This window comes from Sinorhizobium sp. 7-81 (assembly GCF_030124405.1).
Taxonomy (GTDB): domain Bacteria; phylum Pseudomonadota; class Alphaproteobacteria; order Rhizobiales; family Rhizobiaceae; genus Sinorhizobium; species Sinorhizobium psoraleae.
Genome location: NZ_JASKLT010000001.1, coordinates 515,358 through 531,326 on the forward strand (window position 1 = coordinate 515,358; position 15,969 = coordinate 531,326).

General features: G+C 61.5%; 13 protein-coding genes. 5 read left to right on the plus strand and 8 right to left on the minus strand.

Features of this window, described 5'->3' with window-relative positions:
* Positions 1-56 precede the first annotated feature (56 nt).
* Together QN224_RS02495 and QN224_RS02500 are read left to right on the plus strand one after the other, a co-directional pair.
* Complete coding sequence (locus QN224_RS02495) at positions 57-491, plus strand: hypothetical protein (protein ID WP_283975418.1); 435 nt, start codon at positions 57-59, stop codon at positions 489-491.
* Positions 492-580: 89 nt separating this feature from the next.
* Positions 581-1,228, plus strand: a complete 648-nt coding sequence (locus tag QN224_RS02500; RefSeq protein ID WP_173510977.1) for a response regulator transcription factor — start codon at positions 581-583, stop codon at positions 1,226-1,228.
* Positions 1,229-1,249: 21 nt separating this feature from the next.
* Here QN224_RS02500 and QN224_RS02505 read toward each other — a convergent pair whose 3' ends face one another.
* Positions 1,250-4,756 carry a PAS domain-containing hybrid sensor histidine kinase/response regulator gene (locus tag QN224_RS02505; protein WP_283975419.1) on the minus strand — a complete coding sequence of 1,169 codons (3,507 nt, stop codon included), beginning with the start codon at positions 4,754-4,756 and terminating at the stop codon, positions 1,250-1,252.
* 285 nt (positions 4,757-5,041) lie between these two features.
* Here QN224_RS02505 and mscL point away from each other — a divergent pair, with 285 nt between their 5' ends.
* A complete protein-coding gene (gene mscL, locus QN224_RS02510) occupies positions 5,042-5,470 on the plus strand; it encodes a large conductance mechanosensitive channel protein MscL (protein WP_173510975.1) in 429 nt (142 codons plus the stop codon).
* A 352-nt stretch (positions 5,471-5,822) separates the two neighbouring features.
* Positions 5,823-6,989 (plus strand): pyridoxal phosphate-dependent aminotransferase, encoded by a 1,167-nt coding sequence (locus QN224_RS02515; RefSeq protein WP_283975420.1) that lies wholly within the window; start codon positions 5,823-5,825, stop codon positions 6,987-6,989.
* A 46-nt stretch (positions 6,990-7,035) separates the two neighbouring features.
* On the opposite strand, the gene QN224_RS02520 is transcribed toward QN224_RS02515, so the two are convergent.
* Positions 7,036-8,376 carry a pilus assembly protein TadG-related protein gene (locus QN224_RS02520; RefSeq protein WP_283975421.1) on the minus strand — a complete coding sequence of 447 codons (1,341 nt, stop codon included), beginning with the start codon at positions 8,374-8,376 and terminating at the stop codon, positions 7,036-7,038.
* 337 nt (positions 8,377-8,713) lie between these two features.
* Between QN224_RS02520 and galE the strand changes: the two genes are divergently transcribed.
* Positions 8,714-9,718 carry a UDP-glucose 4-epimerase GalE gene (gene galE / locus QN224_RS02525; protein WP_283975422.1) on the plus strand — a complete coding sequence of 335 codons (1,005 nt, stop codon included), beginning with the start codon at positions 8,714-8,716 and terminating at the stop codon, positions 9,716-9,718.
* A gap of 26 nt (positions 9,719-9,744) precedes the next feature.
* Here the strand turns inward: galE and QN224_RS02530 are convergent, their stop codons facing one another.
* The 6 genes from QN224_RS02530 to QN224_RS02555 form a co-directional block, all read right to left on the minus strand.
* Positions 9,745-10,047 carry a chorismate mutase family protein gene (locus QN224_RS02530; protein ID WP_173510971.1) on the minus strand — a complete coding sequence of 101 codons (303 nt, stop codon included), beginning with the start codon at positions 10,045-10,047 and terminating at the stop codon, positions 9,745-9,747.
* A gap of 480 nt (positions 10,048-10,527) precedes the next feature.
* Positions 10,528-11,532, minus strand: a complete 1,005-nt coding sequence (gene cydB, locus QN224_RS02535; protein ID WP_283975423.1) for a cytochrome d ubiquinol oxidase subunit II — start codon at positions 11,530-11,532, stop codon at positions 10,528-10,530.
* The gene (locus QN224_RS02540; RefSeq protein WP_283975424.1) at positions 11,522-12,937 is read right to left on the minus strand and encodes a cytochrome ubiquinol oxidase subunit I; all 1,416 of its coding nucleotides are present in this window, start codon (positions 12,935-12,937) and stop codon (positions 11,522-11,524) included. The genes cydB and QN224_RS02540 overlap by 11 nt, the downstream gene beginning before the upstream one ends.
* A gap of 276 nt (positions 12,938-13,213) precedes the next feature.
* Positions 13,214-14,383 (minus strand): M20 aminoacylase family protein, encoded by a 1,170-nt coding sequence (locus QN224_RS02545; protein WP_283975425.1) that lies wholly within the window; start codon positions 14,381-14,383, stop codon positions 13,214-13,216.
* 1 nt (position 14,384) lies between these two features.
* Positions 14,385-15,209, minus strand: coding sequence for an ABC transporter permease (locus QN224_RS02550; RefSeq protein WP_283975426.1), 825 nt, complete (start codon positions 15,207-15,209; stop codon positions 14,385-14,387).
* Positions 15,206-15,931 carry an ABC transporter permease gene (locus QN224_RS02555; RefSeq protein ID WP_283975427.1) on the minus strand — a complete coding sequence of 242 codons (726 nt, stop codon included), beginning with the start codon at positions 15,929-15,931 and terminating at the stop codon, positions 15,206-15,208. Before QN224_RS02555 ends, QN224_RS02550 begins: the two co-directional genes overlap by 4 nt.
* Between the last annotated feature and the right edge of the window lie 38 nt (positions 15,932-15,969).

Sequence of the window (15,969 nt, forward strand, 5' to 3'; positions counted from 1 at the left end):
TGGCGCTTGTCCACCACGGAAGGCGGATTTCCGCAGCATCCAATGGAGTGGCTGTCATGAGGAAGGTAGTTGTGGCACTGGCGATGGGCTTGACGCTCGGCTGGGGCGCGTCGGCCTACACGCAGGAGGTTTCCCCGGGACGCTACAGCATGCAGAAATCGGACACCGGCATCGCGCGCCTCGACACTGAGACGGGCGATGTTACGCTGTGCCGGGAAAAGGACGGCGAGCTCGTCTGCCGGATGGCGGCCGATGAGCGGGCGGCCTTCGAGCGGGAGATCGATCTTTTGACCAAGCGCGTCGAAGCACTGGAAAAGGCCGTCAAAAGCGGTGAAACTGCGATGAAACCGGCTCTTCCGAGCGACGAAGAGATTGACCGGACGATGAGCATCATGGAAAGAATGATGCGCAAGTTCATGGAGATCGTGAAGGATCTCGAAGGGAGCGGAGGCGGTTCCAGCGATGGTACCGAGGTGCCGCAAAAGACCTGACGGGCACCGGCACGAGCCATTGAGACGCGATCCGGCGCGTTGGAGGATGCGCGGGGTCCGGGGCTGAGGCTCTTGGGAGGGAGCATCCAATGCCGGAAATGACCATCATCATCGCCGATGACCACCCGCTTTTTCGTGGTGCAATGCGCCAGGCGCTGAGCGGCATGGCCGATGCTCCGGGCATAGTCGAAGCCGGTGATTTCGCGGCCGCACGCAAAGCCGCGGCCGAGTATCCGGATGCCGACCTGATGCTGTTGGACCTCACCATGCCCGGGGTCAGCGGTCTTTCGGGTCTCATTGCATTGCGGGCGGAGTTTCCGAGTCTCCCGGTGATGATCGTCTCGGCCCACGACGATCACGCGACTGTTCATCGTGCGATCGATCTTGGTGCGGCCGGTTTCCTCTCGAAGTCTGCTGGTATCGACGAAATTCGCGAGGGCATCACGAAAGTGATCGCCGGCGAAGTTTTCGTGCCGGCGGGCTACGACCAGAACCAGGAGTACGAGCCCGAAGTGGCCGATCTCCTGCATCGCCTGCAGACGCTGACGCCGCAGCAGTCGCGGGTGCTCAGCATGCTTGCCGAGGGCCTGCTCAACAAGCAGATTGCCTACGAGCTCGGCGTCTCGGAGGCGACGATCAAGGCCCATGTTTCAGCGATTTTGCTGAAGCTGAACGTCGACAGCCGTACGCAGGCAGTCATCCAGCTTTCCAAGATTGGCACGGTCGCAGCGGCCTGAGCCGGCGATCCGTGCCCCTGACTATTCCGCAGCCGCCTTTCCCGCAATCGAGAGCTGGGTCAACCACGCGCGCATGGCCGCCGGCCGCACGGGCTTGTTTTGCAGAGCGACGCCATCGCGTTCGGCGGCCCCGCGCACCTCCGGCGAACGGTCGGCCGTCACCAGCAAGGCCGGAATGCTGTCCCCCCAAAGCGCGCGAATGCGGGCGATCGCTTCGATGCCGGTGCCGTCACCGAGATGATAATCGGCGATGATCGCATCGGGCCTCTTCGCCTGACTGTCGGGTCCCATAGCCGAACAGCCGGAAAGCGATTCCACCGTGGTGACCGTGCAGCCCCAGCCGCCAAGCAGCAGCGCCATTCCGTCGAGAATCTTCGGCTCGTTATCGATGCAGATGATGCTCAGGCCGGCCAGGGCGTCACTCGTCTTCGCGGTCGCAACATCTTTGGGTTTCGCGCGTTCGCCGACGCCTGCCTCGAGCGGCACCGTGACCTTGAAGCCGGTGCCCTTGCCGTGCTTCGACTGAAGGTTGACGGGATGGTTGAGGACGCGCGAGATGCGGTCGACGATCGAGAGCCCGAGCCCGAGCCCTGACGCCGTACGCGCGCCCTCGTCGAGGCGTGCGAACTCCTTGAAGACCGTGCGGAATTTCGAGGGTGGAATACCGATGCCGGAATCGAGCACCTCGATCGTGGCGGCCCGGCCGCGCCGGCGCACCCCGACGAGCACCTTGCCCTTCAGGGTGTATTTGATGGCGTTCGACACGAGATTCTGGACCACCCGCCGCAGCAGGTTCGGATCGCTGCGCACGACGAGTGATGTCGGCATGACGATGAGTTCGAGACCGTTTGCCCGCGCCATCGGAGCGAAATCCGTCTCGATACGCCGGAGCAATTCGTTGAGCGGCACGGATTGCAGGCGCGGCTTCATCGCGCCGGTGTCGAGCCGGGAAATATCAAGCACCGCGCCGAGAATGGCTTCCACCGATTCCAGTGAGGAATCGATGTTCTGGACGAGCGTGCTGTTGTCGGAATCGCCGAGGCGCTCGACGAGCGACGACGAATAAAGTCGCGCCGCATTCAATGGCTGCAGGATGTCATGTCCGGCGGCGGCGAAGAAGCGGGTCTTGCCGATATTGGCTTCCTCGGCTGCCGCCCTCGCTTCGGCGAGCTCGCGGTTGACCCGTGTCAGTTCTCCCGTCCGTTCGGTTACGCGCAGTTCCAGCGTCTCGTTGGCTTGTTTCAGCGCCATATCGGCTGCCACGCGCTGCGTGATGTCGGTATAGGTCGTGACGATGCCCTTGTCCGGCATGGCATTGGTTCTGACTTCGATGATGCGTTCGCCGTTGGCGAGTTCGAGCAGGAAGGGCTTGTCGAGCGTCAGGAAGTTGGCGACCAGTGCCTTCTCCTGATCCTTGCGGATGTCGCCACGCCTCGTAAGGATCTCGACGATATCGGCGAGCGGAAAGCCGACCTGGCCTGCGGCTTCGGGTAGGTCGAGCAATTGTCTGAAGCGGCGGTTCCAGATGATCAGGTTGTTGGCATTGTCGAAGACGGCGATGCCCTGATCCATCTGCGAGAGTGCCGTTTGCAACATATCCTGATTGTATTGCAGGGCCTCGCTCGCCTGGTCGAGCAGCCAGGCGGTGTCAGAGGAGGCGTCGTCCATCCGCTGCAGCACGAGCGAAAGCACGAGACGGGCCGAGGATGAACCGATGGCGCTGCCGAGCAATTGTTCCGAGAAATGAACGAGCGCCATGTCGGCGGACGCATTTTCGTCGAGCCAGCGGCCGGATTGCTGCTCGTAGGTATGGAAAGAGCGCTGCATCCGCTCTTCGCCCATATAGCGGGCGATCGTGGTCTTTAGGTCGCGTACGGTCACCTTGGTCTTGCGCCCGCGGAACGTTCCTTCCGTGCGCGAACGGCGGGTGATGAACACGCCGGCCTGGAAGCGCTCCAGGGGTTTCGGCGTCCGGGTCAGCGACGCGAGCACGTAGGCCGTCGTGTTGACGAAAAGGCTCAATGCCGTCGCATTGACCAGAGGATCGGCGTTCGGCCCCGAAAAGAGATCCGTGAACGGCAGAAGGAAACTCAGTACCGTCGTCGCGACATGGGAGTTGTCGGGGCCGCCTAGGCTCGGCAGGAACAGGAGATAGGCCCAAACGAGAAAGCCGCAGACCATCCCGGTGATTGCCCCGCGGGCATTGGCCTGACGCCAGACGAGGCCACCGAGAAGCGCGGGGGCCATCTGCGATACGGCGACGAAGGAGAGCAACCCCAGCGATGCAAGGCCCGCACTGATATCGGCCGCGCGATAGTAGCCATAGCCGAGCAGCAGGACGACGAAGATCGCGGTGCGGCGGATATTGAGCAGCGTGCCTGCGACATTCTCCTGCATGCCGCCGCGCTGGCTGAGATTGCGCCGCAGAAAGATCGGCATCACGATATCGTTGGAAATCATGATCGACAGCGCCACCGACGCGACGATGACCATGGCTGTTGCGGCGGAAAAGCCGCCGATGAACGTCGTCAGGGACAGCAAGGGGACTTCACCGGCGAGCGGCAGCTTCAGCAAGTAGAGGTCTGCGTCGCCGGAGCCCGAGAAAGTCAGAATACCAGCGATAGCGATAGGCAGCACGAAGAGGTTGATCGCGATGAGATACAGCGGAAAGAGAACCCCGGCAGTGCGCAACTCGCTTTCGGTGCGGTTTTCGACCACGGTCACATGGAATTGCCGCGGCAGCATGATGATCGCAAAGGCAGAGAGCACGATCAGCAGGATCCATCGCGCCGGCGGCGTGCGGTATTCGAGGGCGGAGAGAACCGCGGGACTTTGCTGGGCTTGCGCCCACAGGTTTGCGGGCCCGTCGAACAGGACGAAGACGACGTAGACGCCGATCGTGAGCATCGCCACGAGCTTCACGACCGATTCCATGGAGATCGCGAGGATCAGGCCGTCCTGATGCTCGGTCGCGTCCGTGTGGCGCGTGCCGAAGACGATCGCGAAACAGGCGAGGAAGAGCGTCACGAGCAGGGGCAGGTCGATGAAGGTCTGCCCGGCGCCAATGCCGTAGTCGCTCGTGTCGATCATCGCGGCGACCGAACTCGAAACGGCCTTGAGCTGCAGGGCGATATAGGGAATGGCCCCGACCAGCGAAATCAGCGCCACGATTGCCGCCACCGCCGGGTTCTTGCCGTAACGTGCCGCCATGAAATCGGCGACGGATGTCAGCTTCTCGGTCTTGGCGAGCTGGATAATGCGGCGGACCAGCGGCATGCCAAGCGTGAACATCAGGATCGGACCGATATAGATGCCCGTGAACTCGAGCCCGCGTTCGGCCGCCAGCCCCACACCGCCGAAATAGGTCCAGGAAGTGCAGTAAATCGCGAGACTGAGCGCATAGACCAGCGGTCTGCCCTTGCTGGCAGCGCTGTTTCTCCTGGCTCGCCGGTCGCCGTAGCTTGCGACTGCGAACAGCAGCAGCAGATAGGCGAAGGCCGAGGCAAAAATGACAGAACCCGAAAGCATGCCTCACTCCTCCGAAAGCAGCATAGGGCAAGTCCAGCGGGTTGAGAATTGCCCGTCTATGCGTCTTAAGTCCAAGAGAGCAGCCAGCGTTTTCTTGAGCAGAAGCACAATCCTTTCGGGCTGGCCGGGACAAACGCCCTGCAAGACACGCCTGGTTGTATGCGAATTGCTCAAACGCAAAGAACAGTTCCCACAGCGCGAGCTTTGGTCTAGATTCCGAACCGACGGTTGCCGCGCGGGACGGATGCGGTGCCTGTCTTGAACGGGGACTTTACGGAGAGACGTATGCTGAACGAATTCAAGGAGTTTATCGCCCGCGGCAACGTAATGGATCTTGCGGTCGGTGTGATCATTGGCGCCGCCTTCAGTAAGATCGTCGACTCGGTCGTCAACGACCTCGTGATGCCGATTGTCGGCGCCATTACTGGCGGCGGTTTCGACTTCTCCAATTATTTCATTCCGCTTTCCGCAAACGTCACCGCACCCTCCCTTGCAGCCGCTCGCGAGCAGGGCGCCGTCTTTGCGTACGGTAACTTCATTACCGTGTTCATCAATTTCCTGATCCTCGCCTGGATCATCTTCCTGATGATCAAGGCCGTGAACCGGATGCGTGCTTCGATCGAAACGAAAAAGGAAGCGGAGCCTGCCGCCCCGCCGCCGCAGGATATCCTGCTTCTTTCCGAGATTCGCGATCTGTTGAAACAGCGCGCCTGATTGCCTCGAAGGGCATTGCGGCTTCCGATTTCGCTCCTGCATGTTTCCGTAAATCGTAGCCGATTTAAGGAAACATGCATGCAGCAAATCAAAGTGCTGCAGCGTCCTTTGTGCATCTGAAAAGACTGCACGGCGCTGTAGGAGCCGCGAAACATCACAAAAATCAATAAACCGGTCAGATAATGTCGCGTGATCGTCCGCGCAAAAGCGTCTAGAAGCGTGCGCAGTCTGGAGCGGGACGAGGAAACCTACGGTTTTCCGCGCGTATGTCGCTCTAACCTATTAGAATTGATCATTGTTTACGATTTTGGGTCGATTGGACCCAAGATCATCGTGATCCCAGGAGCCGCCCGTGACGATCATGAACAGCCTCAGCCCTCGTTCTCTTTCGGCCCCCGAAAGCGGCATCGTTGAGGTTGTGAACTACGCGCGTGGGCGGGAAGGCGTGATCCCGCTCTGGGTGGGCGAGGGAGACCTTGCGACGCCGGACTTCATCAGCCGGGCCGCCGCCGAGGCGCTCGTGGCCGGCGAGACCTTCTACACCTGGCAGCGCGGCATCCCGCCGCTTCGCGAAGCGCTGGCGCGTTACTATCAGCGCCGGTTCCAGAAGACGCTGTCCCCGGACAATTTTTACGTCACGGGATCGGGGATGCAGGCGATCAAGCTTGCAATCGAGGCGGTGACGTCGCCCGGCGACGAGATGGTGCTGCTGACGCCCGCCTGGCCGAATTTCGCTGCTGCCGCCGAGATCTCCGGGGCGCGGCCGGTTTCGGTGCCGCTGCGTTTCGAGCATGGCAAATGGCAGCTCGACATGAATCGGCTCGAGGCCGCGGTCGGCGAGAAGACGCGGGCGCTGTTCATCAACACGCCTTCCAATCCGACGGGCTGGACCGCGACGCCGGATGATCTCAGAGCGATTCTGACGCTGGCGCGCAAACACGGTCTCTGGATCATCGCCGATGAGATCTATGCGCTTTACTACTATGCCGGCGGACGGGCGCCATCGTTCCTGGACATCATGGACGATGACGACCGGATTCTGTTCGTCAATTCCTTCTCCAAGAACTGGTCGATGACCGGTTGGCGCGTCGGCTGGATCGTTGCACCGGCGGCGATGGGGCAGGTGTTGGAAAACCTGATCCAGTATTCGACATCCGGCGTCGCGCAATTCATGCAACGCGGCGCGGTCGCGGCCCTCGATCAGGGAGACGCCTTTGTCGACGAGAACATCGCCAAGGCGGCACGCAGCCGAGATCTGCTTTGCGATGCACTGATCGCGACCAATCGCGTCGAAACCCTTAAGCCGAATGGCGCGCTCTATGCCTTCCTGAAGATCGACGGTGTCACCGACTCACGGCAAGCGGCGATCGACATCGTCGACAGGACCGGTGTCGGGCTGGCGCCCGGAACCGCGTTCGGCGAGGGCGGGTCGCTTTTCATGCGCGCCTGCTTTCTGCGCGATCCGGCTCAGGTGGCGGAGGCGGCGGAGCGCCTGCGCCGCCACATATTGAGCCGGTAGAGCTTCGCTCCGCGGCCAAGGGATGGCGGCCGGATAGAGAAAGCGCCTAGCGCACGAGCCGGATTGCGCCCGGGTAGTAGATTCCCTTGTCGGCAAGTTCCGTCGTGCAATCCATCTTGAATGTGCTGTTGCCGGTCAGGGTGATTTCCTGGGCGATCAGCCGGATGCATTCGCCGCTCGTTGCGCCATTGCCCGCATATTGCAGTTCCGCGACGTCGGGGAGATAGACGATGCCGGTCAAGGACGACTGACTGTTTCCGTTGATGATCGCGGTCTCCACATTTCCATGCTCGGCGACGATCGAGAACCCGGCCCAATCGCCTTCGAGTGATGGCGAAATGTTGAACGTGGCACCGCCATTGATGCTGATCTCGGCGCCATTGACGAGAAAGAAAGTCACGCGCTCGCCGGTCACGGTGGCTTGGGCGCCGAATTCCAGACGCCCGCCGTCAATGATGTAGTTGCCGGGCAAGAGATTCACGGCGCGCTTGACGTCCAGGTTTTGGTAGGTTCCAGGCTTCAGCGTGACGACGTAGCCTTCGTTGTTCGTCTTTGGCGTCTTGCCGGTGCCGTTGCAATCACCATTGCCGCCGCCGCCGCTGATGAAATCCTGCCCGCAGCCGGAGAGATCGACCCATGCCGCTGCCTTTGGCAGTACCTTGTTCTTGAACGGGTCGGGCACGCGCGAAGCGCCTTCCACCGCCTTGTCGCAAGCAAGTTCGACCGATTGTGCCGCGCCATAAATGGCGCCGGCGGCGTAAAGACATTCCGCCTTGAGCTTGCCGCTGCCGCCGACGTAGATCGATTGATCGTCGTTGGAATTGGAGATGACCGTGCATCCGGTTAGATCGACCGCTGCGCTGCCGCTGACGTCAAAGGCCCGGTCGGCGGTTTGATGCAATGCCAGAATGCAGGCTTCCGCGTTGGCTGCCCGCGCTGCGACGCTTTGGCGTCGAATTGCCAACGGCAGTCGTTCCAGGAAGATCGGTTTATAGTCGAAGCTGAATTCCGCTGCCGCGACGTCTTCAATGGTGTTCCGCGTGAACGCAACGGACAAAGCGCCCTGTGTCGGCGTGTCCGCGAGATTGCCTCCCTCGACGAGGACGCTTTCTTGCGGCATCGCGTAGTTGCTCCAGAAGAACTTCTTTGCCGCTTCGGAGGCTTCGGTCTCATCCGCGCCTTCGCCATAGGCTCGCACGGAACCGAGCGCGGCGGCATCCAGCGCGGCTTGAATTTTCTCGGCTTCCAGATAGGCGCCGACGAAGTCGAGCGTCACGCCGACAGCGGCGATGATGGGGACGATGGCGATTGCTCCAAGAATGGCAAAATTTCCATCCTTGTCGCGGGCCAATCCTCTCAATTGGGCATGGAGCTTCGCACGTCTCATTCGTGGTTTCCCCCTGGAAAAGCCAGTATTTCGAAAGGCTAATGCATGCCCGCTTCAGAAACCGTTATTAGGTGTCTGTGCATTTTAGTAAAATTGAAGATCTTGCGGATCTCAGGCGACAAAAGCGAACGTGAACACTCGTCACGCCGATCCTGCGGCGGGCGGAGGTATGCATTTGGTACAGATGCATAAAATTCTTGATAAGCTACAGATTGGGGCTTAACCACAGCCACGAGAATATCGTGGCGATGGCCGCTGGCGCGCCCCGAGTTTACCAATTCAGAAAGCTCATCTCGTCTTTCCTGTGTCCATCTTTGAGCGGATGGGAAATCGGGCGATGGCGATATTGGTGACGGGTGGAGCGGGTTATATCGGCAGCCACATGGTATGGTCGCTGCTCGATGCCGGCGAATCTGTCGTCGTGCTCGACAGGTTGTCGACGGGCTTCCGTTGGGCGATTGCGCCGGAGGCAAAGTTCTATTTCGGGGACGTCGCCAACAAAACGCTGCTTGCCAGGATCTTTGCCGAAAACGAGATCGACTCTGTCATCCATTTTGCGGGATCGGCGGTCGTTCCGGAATCCGTCGCCGATCCGCTTGCTTATTACGAGAACAACACGGCGAGCACGTGCACGCTGATCGCCGCGACGATTGAGGCCGGTGTTCGCCACCTCGTCTTTTCATCGACGGCGGCGGTCTATGGCACACAGGATACCGTCGATCCGGTCAAGGAAACGGCCACGTTGCGTCCCGAGAGCCCCTATGGTCGCTCCAAACTGATGTCTGAAATGATGCTGCAGGATGCTGCCGCCGCTCATGATCTCCGCTATGTGGTGCTGCGCTATTTCAACGTCGCCGGAGCCGATCCGCTCGGCCGTGCCGGGCAATCGACGGCTGGCGCCACCCATCTCATCAAGGTTGCATGCGAGGCCGCGCTCGGCAGACGCCGCAAGGTCGACGTTTACGGGAAAGACTATCCGACCGCTGACGGCACCGGCATTCGGGACTATATCCACGTTGCCGATCTGGTTGCGGCACACAAGGACGCGCTACGCTATCTGAGGGCCGGCGGTGAGCCGCTGACGACCAATTGCGGCTACGGCAAAGGCTTCTCGGTGCTGCAGGTTCTCGATGCGGTGCGGCGGATCTCGGGACGTGATTTCCGCATAGACTATGCACCACGGCGTCCCGGCGATGCCGCGCAGGTCGTCGCGGACTCCTCGCTTGCACGGCTGAAGCTCGACTGGGTACCAACCCATGCAAGCCTTGAAGACATCGTCCAGAGCGCCTTCGACTGGGAGGGCTATCTCAGCCGCAAGAACAGCTACGACAAGGCGAGTTAAGGAGCAAACCGGGGCTGGTGTTCGGCCTACTCGTCCTCTCCGAGCAGCTTGCGCTCGTGAGCGATGGCATGATCGATCAGCTGGGCCCAGATGCCCTCGTAGAAATCGGGATCGAGGCCGAGTTCGCTTGCTTGCCTGCGCGCGTTTTCCCGCACTTCGGCCACGCGCGCCGGGATATCCGCTTTCAGCTTCAGCGGGCGCTTTATTTCGGCCGCACGATCAATGTAGCCCCAGCGCTCCGCAAGCAACCTCATCAGGGCGTTGTCGAGCCGATCGATTTCGGCACGCACATCCGACATTGTCGTGCATTCTGCGGGTGTCTTCTGCATCGCTTGTCCAGATCGCTTGTCCAGTTCCGGGGAGGCGGAACGCGCCCCCGGGGTTCGTCGGGCCGAACTGCTAGCAAACGGGAGCGTGGCTGAGAAGGGGTAAAACCGCCGCAGCGACCTCGGCCGCAGCTTTCCGGAGTGGTCACCTCGGCAGGCGATCGCCGGGGAGCAGGGTGCGGTCCTGTCTCCGTCGGCGATCGCCTGCCGATGTGTGTGAGGACGTTAGCCCTTAAGACTTGAGCGAGGCTTTATCGTCACGTTGTGCCTGGAGCATTACACTGTTTCATCGAAACAGTGTAATGATCTAACCCTTTGAAATGACGCAATTCCGGGCGGAAAACCGTTAAGTACTCTTCCCGGAATTGCTCTACGTGCCGAGCACAAGCTTGATCGCGAGACCGACAATGCTGACGGCGGCAACCCCTGCGAGCCAGAGCGCGACAAACCAGAGGAGCTTCCGGCCCGTGCCATCCGCGCTCATCAATGGTAGCCCTCCTCCGGATCGACCTTGCCGCGGAAAACCCAATAGGCGTAGCCGGTGTAGGCAAGAATGATCGGTACGAGGACGAGCGCGCCGGCAAGCAGGAAGGCAAGGCTTTCCTCCGGTGCCGCCGCTTCCCAGATGGTAAGCGACGGCGGCACCATGTAGGGATAGAAACTGATGCCGATGCCGATGTAGCCGAGGACGAAAAGGCCGAGCGCCGCAATGAACGGCTGCACATCATGCCGGTCGCGAATGCCCTTGATGAGCAGATAAAGGCAACCGAGAACGAGCAGGGGCACGATCACGCTGAAGATCGCCGTCGGCCAGCCGAACCAGCGTTGCAGATAGACCGGCTCGAGAAACGGCGTCCAGAGGCTGACGACAGCCATCGACCCGATGGTCGCAAAGCAGCATTTGAGCGCGATTGCGCGTGCCCGGTCGGCGAGATCGCTATGCGTCTTCATGACGAGCCAGGTCGCTCCTAGCAAGGCGTAGCCGACGACGATCGCAATGCCCGTCACGATGGAAAAGGGCGTCAGCCAGTCCCACCAGCTGCCCGCATAGGCGCGGTTTTCGACCGGTATCCCCTGGACCAGCGCGCCAAGCGCGATTCCTTGCGCGAAGGCCGCCAGCATCGAGCCGCCGGCAAATGCCCAGTTCCACAGGTATTCGGCGCGCTTCGTGCGCCAGCGATATTCGAACGCGACGCCCCGGAAGATAAGGCCGATCAGCATTGCGATGATCGGGGCGTAGAGCGCCGGCATGACCGTCGCATAGGCAAGCGGAAAGACGGCCATCAGACCACCGCCGCCGAGCACGAGCCAGGTCTCGTTGCCGTCCCAGACGGGGGCAACCGAGTTCATCATCACGTCGCGATCGTGCTTTTCGGGGAAGAGCGGGAAAAGAATGCCAACGCCGAGATCGAAGCCGTCGAGAACGACATAGGCCAGGACGGCGAAGGCAATGATGGCCGCCCAGATCAGTGGCAGATCAAAGTCCATGATGCGCTCCATGAGATTTGGGGCTTGCCGGGCCTGGCGCGACACCGGCTGTCCGGATCGGTCCCTCGTCGAGTTCCGGCATGGTATCGCGCGGCAGCCGCGCCATCAGCCGCAGGATGTAGAAGGTCCCCGCGCCGAAAACGAAGAAGTAGACGATGATGAATGCCAGAAGCGAGGCGGAAACGGCGGGAGCTTCGATCGGCGCGACCGAGTCGGCCGTCAACAGGTGGCCGTAGACCGTGTAAGGCTGGCGGCCGACTTCCGTGGTTATCCATCCGGCCAGAACCGCGACGAAGCCGGCAGGGCCCATCAGCACGGCGGCGCGGTGGAGCCAGGGATCGCTGTCGAGCGTGCCGCGGTACCGACACCAGAGCGACCACAGGCCGATGCCGAGCATGGCCAGGCCGATGCCGACCATGACGCGGAACGACCAGAAGATCACAGCGACCGGCGGATGCAGTTCCTCCGGGATCGTGTCGAGGCCGGCAAGCGGCGCATCGAGATGGTGCTTCAGGATGAGGCTCCCCAGTTTTGGCACCTCGATCGCGTAGTCGATGCGCTTCTCGGCCGGATTGGGAATGCCGAAGAGCACCAGCGGAGCACCGTCGGGATGGCTTTCGAAGTGGCCCTCCATCGCCATCACCTTCGCCGGCTGGTGCTCAAGTGTATTCAGCCCGTGCTGATCGCCGGCGAAGATCTGGATCGGGGCGACGATGGCCGCCATCCACATCGCCATCGAGAACATGGTGCGGGCGCGGCGTGGCGCCGTCTTTCGCAAGAGATGCCAGGCGCCGCAGGCGCCGACGACGAGCGCCGTCGTCAGATAGGCGGCAAGCACCATGTGGACCAGACGATAGGGGAATGAGGGATTGAAGATGATCGCCCACCAGTCGACCGGAATGAACTGTCCGGCTTCGTTCACGGCAAAACCTGCCGGGGTCTGCATCCAGGAGTTGGCGGACAGGATCCAGGTGGCCGAAATCAGCGTGCCGATGGCGACCATTGCGGTTGCGAGAAAATGCAATCTTGGACCCACACGGTTCAGGCCGAAAAGCATCACGCCGAGAAAGCCGGCTTCCAGGAAGAAAGCCGTCAGCACCTCATAGCCCATCAACGGACCGATGATCGGCCCGGCCTTGTCGGAGAACACGCTCCAGTTGGTGCCGAACTGATAGGACATCACGATCCCGGAAACGACGCCCATGCCGAAGGCGACCGCAAAAATCGTCTTCCAGAAGTTGAAGAGCTCCAGGTAGACCTCATCCTTCTTCCAGAGCCAGAGGGCTTCGAGGACGGCGAGGTAGCTGGCCAGGCCGATAGAGAAGGCCGGAAAGATGATGTGGAACGAGACGGTAAAGGCAAACTGCATGCGGGCAAGCATGGTTGCGTCGAAGGATTCAAACACGACGTGATCCTCTTGGGCACTACAGCGCCGTGCGTCGTTTCAGCTGCACACGGGACGCAGTAACACTTTGAGTTGCTGCATGTCCTTCTCCTCAAATCGCCTCGATTTAGGAAAACATACAGTAGCGAGAGCCAGGCGCCCGCCTGTCAGCCGGAGCCGTCATTTCATCGTGTGATTGAATCTGACGCAAAATTGGCAAAGGTCAATGACAGGCGGATCGCCACGTTGTCACACTGCGGCAATGTTTCGCCTGCGGCATTTTGCAGGTCCGCTGCTCTAGCTTCGCGCGAGATAGGCCTCTGCCAGTTCAGTCCAGAAGGCAGCGCCGATCGGCAGCAGATCGTCGTTGAAGTTATAGCCCGGATGGTGGAGCGGCTTTTCGTCGCCTGTCGCCCTCGATCCGAGGAAGAAATAGCTGCCGGGTCGCTCTTTCAACATGTAGGCAAAATCTTCACTGCCCATGAACGGACGGGCAAGATCGACGACCTTGTCGGCACCGGCGAAGCGGATCGCAAGGTCGCGCACGAAATCGGTCTCGGCCTGGTGGTTGATCGTCGCGTCGTAGCTTCGCTCGTAGTCGACCGTGACACGCATGCCGAAGCTTGCTGCCTGCGCTTCCGCGATCATGCGGATGCGGCGCTCCAACGCGTCACGAACGGCGGAATCGAAGGAGCGGATGCCGACGACGATCTCGGCCCGCTCCGGGATGATGTTGCTCGCGGAGCCGGCGTGGAAGGCGCCGACCGTGACGACGGCCGGGTCCATGGGATGGATATTGCGCGACACGATCGTCTGCAGCGCCATGACGATGCTGGCGCCACAGACGATCGGGTCGGCGGTCTCCTGCGGTTCGGCGCCATGGCCGCCACGGCCGTGGACGGTGATCCGTGCTTCGTCGACGGCCGCCATGATCGGGCCTTCGCGCAAGGCGAACTGGCCGAAGGGGAGGTTCGGCTCATTGTGGAGTGCGAACACCGCGTCGCATGGAAATCTGTCGAACAGGCCCTCATCCACCATGATCTTCGCGCCGCCGAAATTCTCTTCCGCCGGCTGGAATATGAGGTGGATGGTACCGTCGAAGTTCCTCCGTTCGGCAAGTGCGCGGGCGGCACCGAGCAGCATCGCCGTGTGGCCGTCATGCCCGCAGGCATGCATCAGGCCGGGCGTCCTGCTGGCATAGTCGAGACCGGTCTCCTCGTGGATCGGCAAGGCATCGATATCAGCGCGGATGCCGATCGAGCGCGAACCGGTGCCATCCCTGAGCGTGCCGACAACACCGGTCTTCGCAAGTCCGGTTGTCACCGCATAGCCAAGCGCCTCCAGGTGGCGCGCGATGAAGGCGGACGTTCGCGTTTCCGCGAGACCGAGTTCCGGGTGTGCATGCAGATCGCGGCGGATAGCCACCAATTCCGGCGTGGCGTTGTCGATGGCCGCGGAGAGCTTCATGTCAGGCACCACGTGTCGGTATGCGGTTTTCGAAATAGCGGAAAGCGACGACCAGAATGCCCGTGAGGCACATGTAGATCAGCGCAAGCAGCAGGAGCGGTTCGTAGGTGAGAAAGGTTTCCTGCCGCACCTTCGAAATGACTGCATAGACGTCGACGACGGGGATCGTCGCGACCAGCGGCGTCGACTTGAGCTGCAATACGGTCTCGCCGTTGAGCGTCGGGAGAGCGCGGTGGATCGCGCGCGGCAGCCAGATGCGCCGGAACATCGTCCAGCGGCTCATGCCATAGGCTCGGGCGGCCTCCAACTCGCCGGCGGGAACACCCGCAAAGGCGCCGCGCATCACCTCGCCCTCGTAGGCCGCAAAGGAGATCGTGAGCGCCGCCACGCCATAGGGCCAGGCCTCGCGCAGATAGGGCCAGAGAAACGACTGGCGGATTGCCGGAAATTGCGGAAACAGCGAGCCGAGCCCGTAATAGAGCAGCCAGAGCTGCAGGAGCAGCGGCGTCCCGCGAATGATCGTGCAGAAGATCCGGGCAAGACCCTTCAGGTACCAGGGGCCGGTGACCTGGACGAGGCCCAGCGGCACGGCAAACAGGAATCCGAGGATCGAGGTGCTGAACAGCATCACCATGCTGACAAGGATGCCCCAGCCGAGCCTCGGCAGGTAGCGCGGCAGCCAGTCCCAACGCATCAGGACGGCGACGGCGACGATGACTGCGACGGCGATGAGGATGAGAGCGATGCGGTGAGGCTTGAGGAAACTCTTGCCATTCGGCAGGTCCTCGGGCGTGAACGCGAGAGCATGGGTCGTTTCGTCGGTCATCGCTGCTCCACGAAACCGCGTCTCGCATGCTTTTCCAAGGCGCCGATGAAAATGTTGGAAACGAGCGTCAGCGCAAGGTAGAGCGTGCCGGCCGCACAGAAGAAAAGCAGATAGGCCTTGGTCGCGCCGGCCGCCTGGCGGGTCACCAGGGTCAGTTCGCTGAAGCCGACGACGGCGAGCAGGGCAGTATCCTTGGTTGCGATCAGCCAGAGATTGGCAAGACCCGGAATGGCATAGGGCAGCATCGCCGGGAGCGTGACACGTCGCAGCACTTTCCCCGGCGACATGCCATAGGCACGCGCCGCTTCGATCTGTCCGGCGGGCACCGCCTTGATCGCGCCGCGCAACACCTCCGTCGAATAGGCACCCTGGACCACTCCAATGACGAAGATGCCTGCTATCAGGCCGCTGATATCGACAGTGCCGAGGCCGACGGCGCCCAGAAGCTGGTTCAAGAGGTCGGTCCCGGCATAGTAGAGGAGAAGGATGAGGACGAGTTCGGGCACAGCCCGAACGATGGTGGTGTAGCATTCGAGAAGATCGCGCGTTACCGGCCCGCCATAGAGCTTGCCGAAGGCGCCGCCGACGCCGAGCAGCAGGCCAAGCGCGTACCCTCCGACCGCGATCTGGATCGAATTGAGAAAGCCTTGCAGCAATACGCCGCCCCAGCCGGGCGCCGAAAGCGAGAGCAGGCTCCAGTTGATGATGGAATCCGCAGCCATGGCGACTTCATGCTCCTTCTGCATATTCCCCAGCTCAG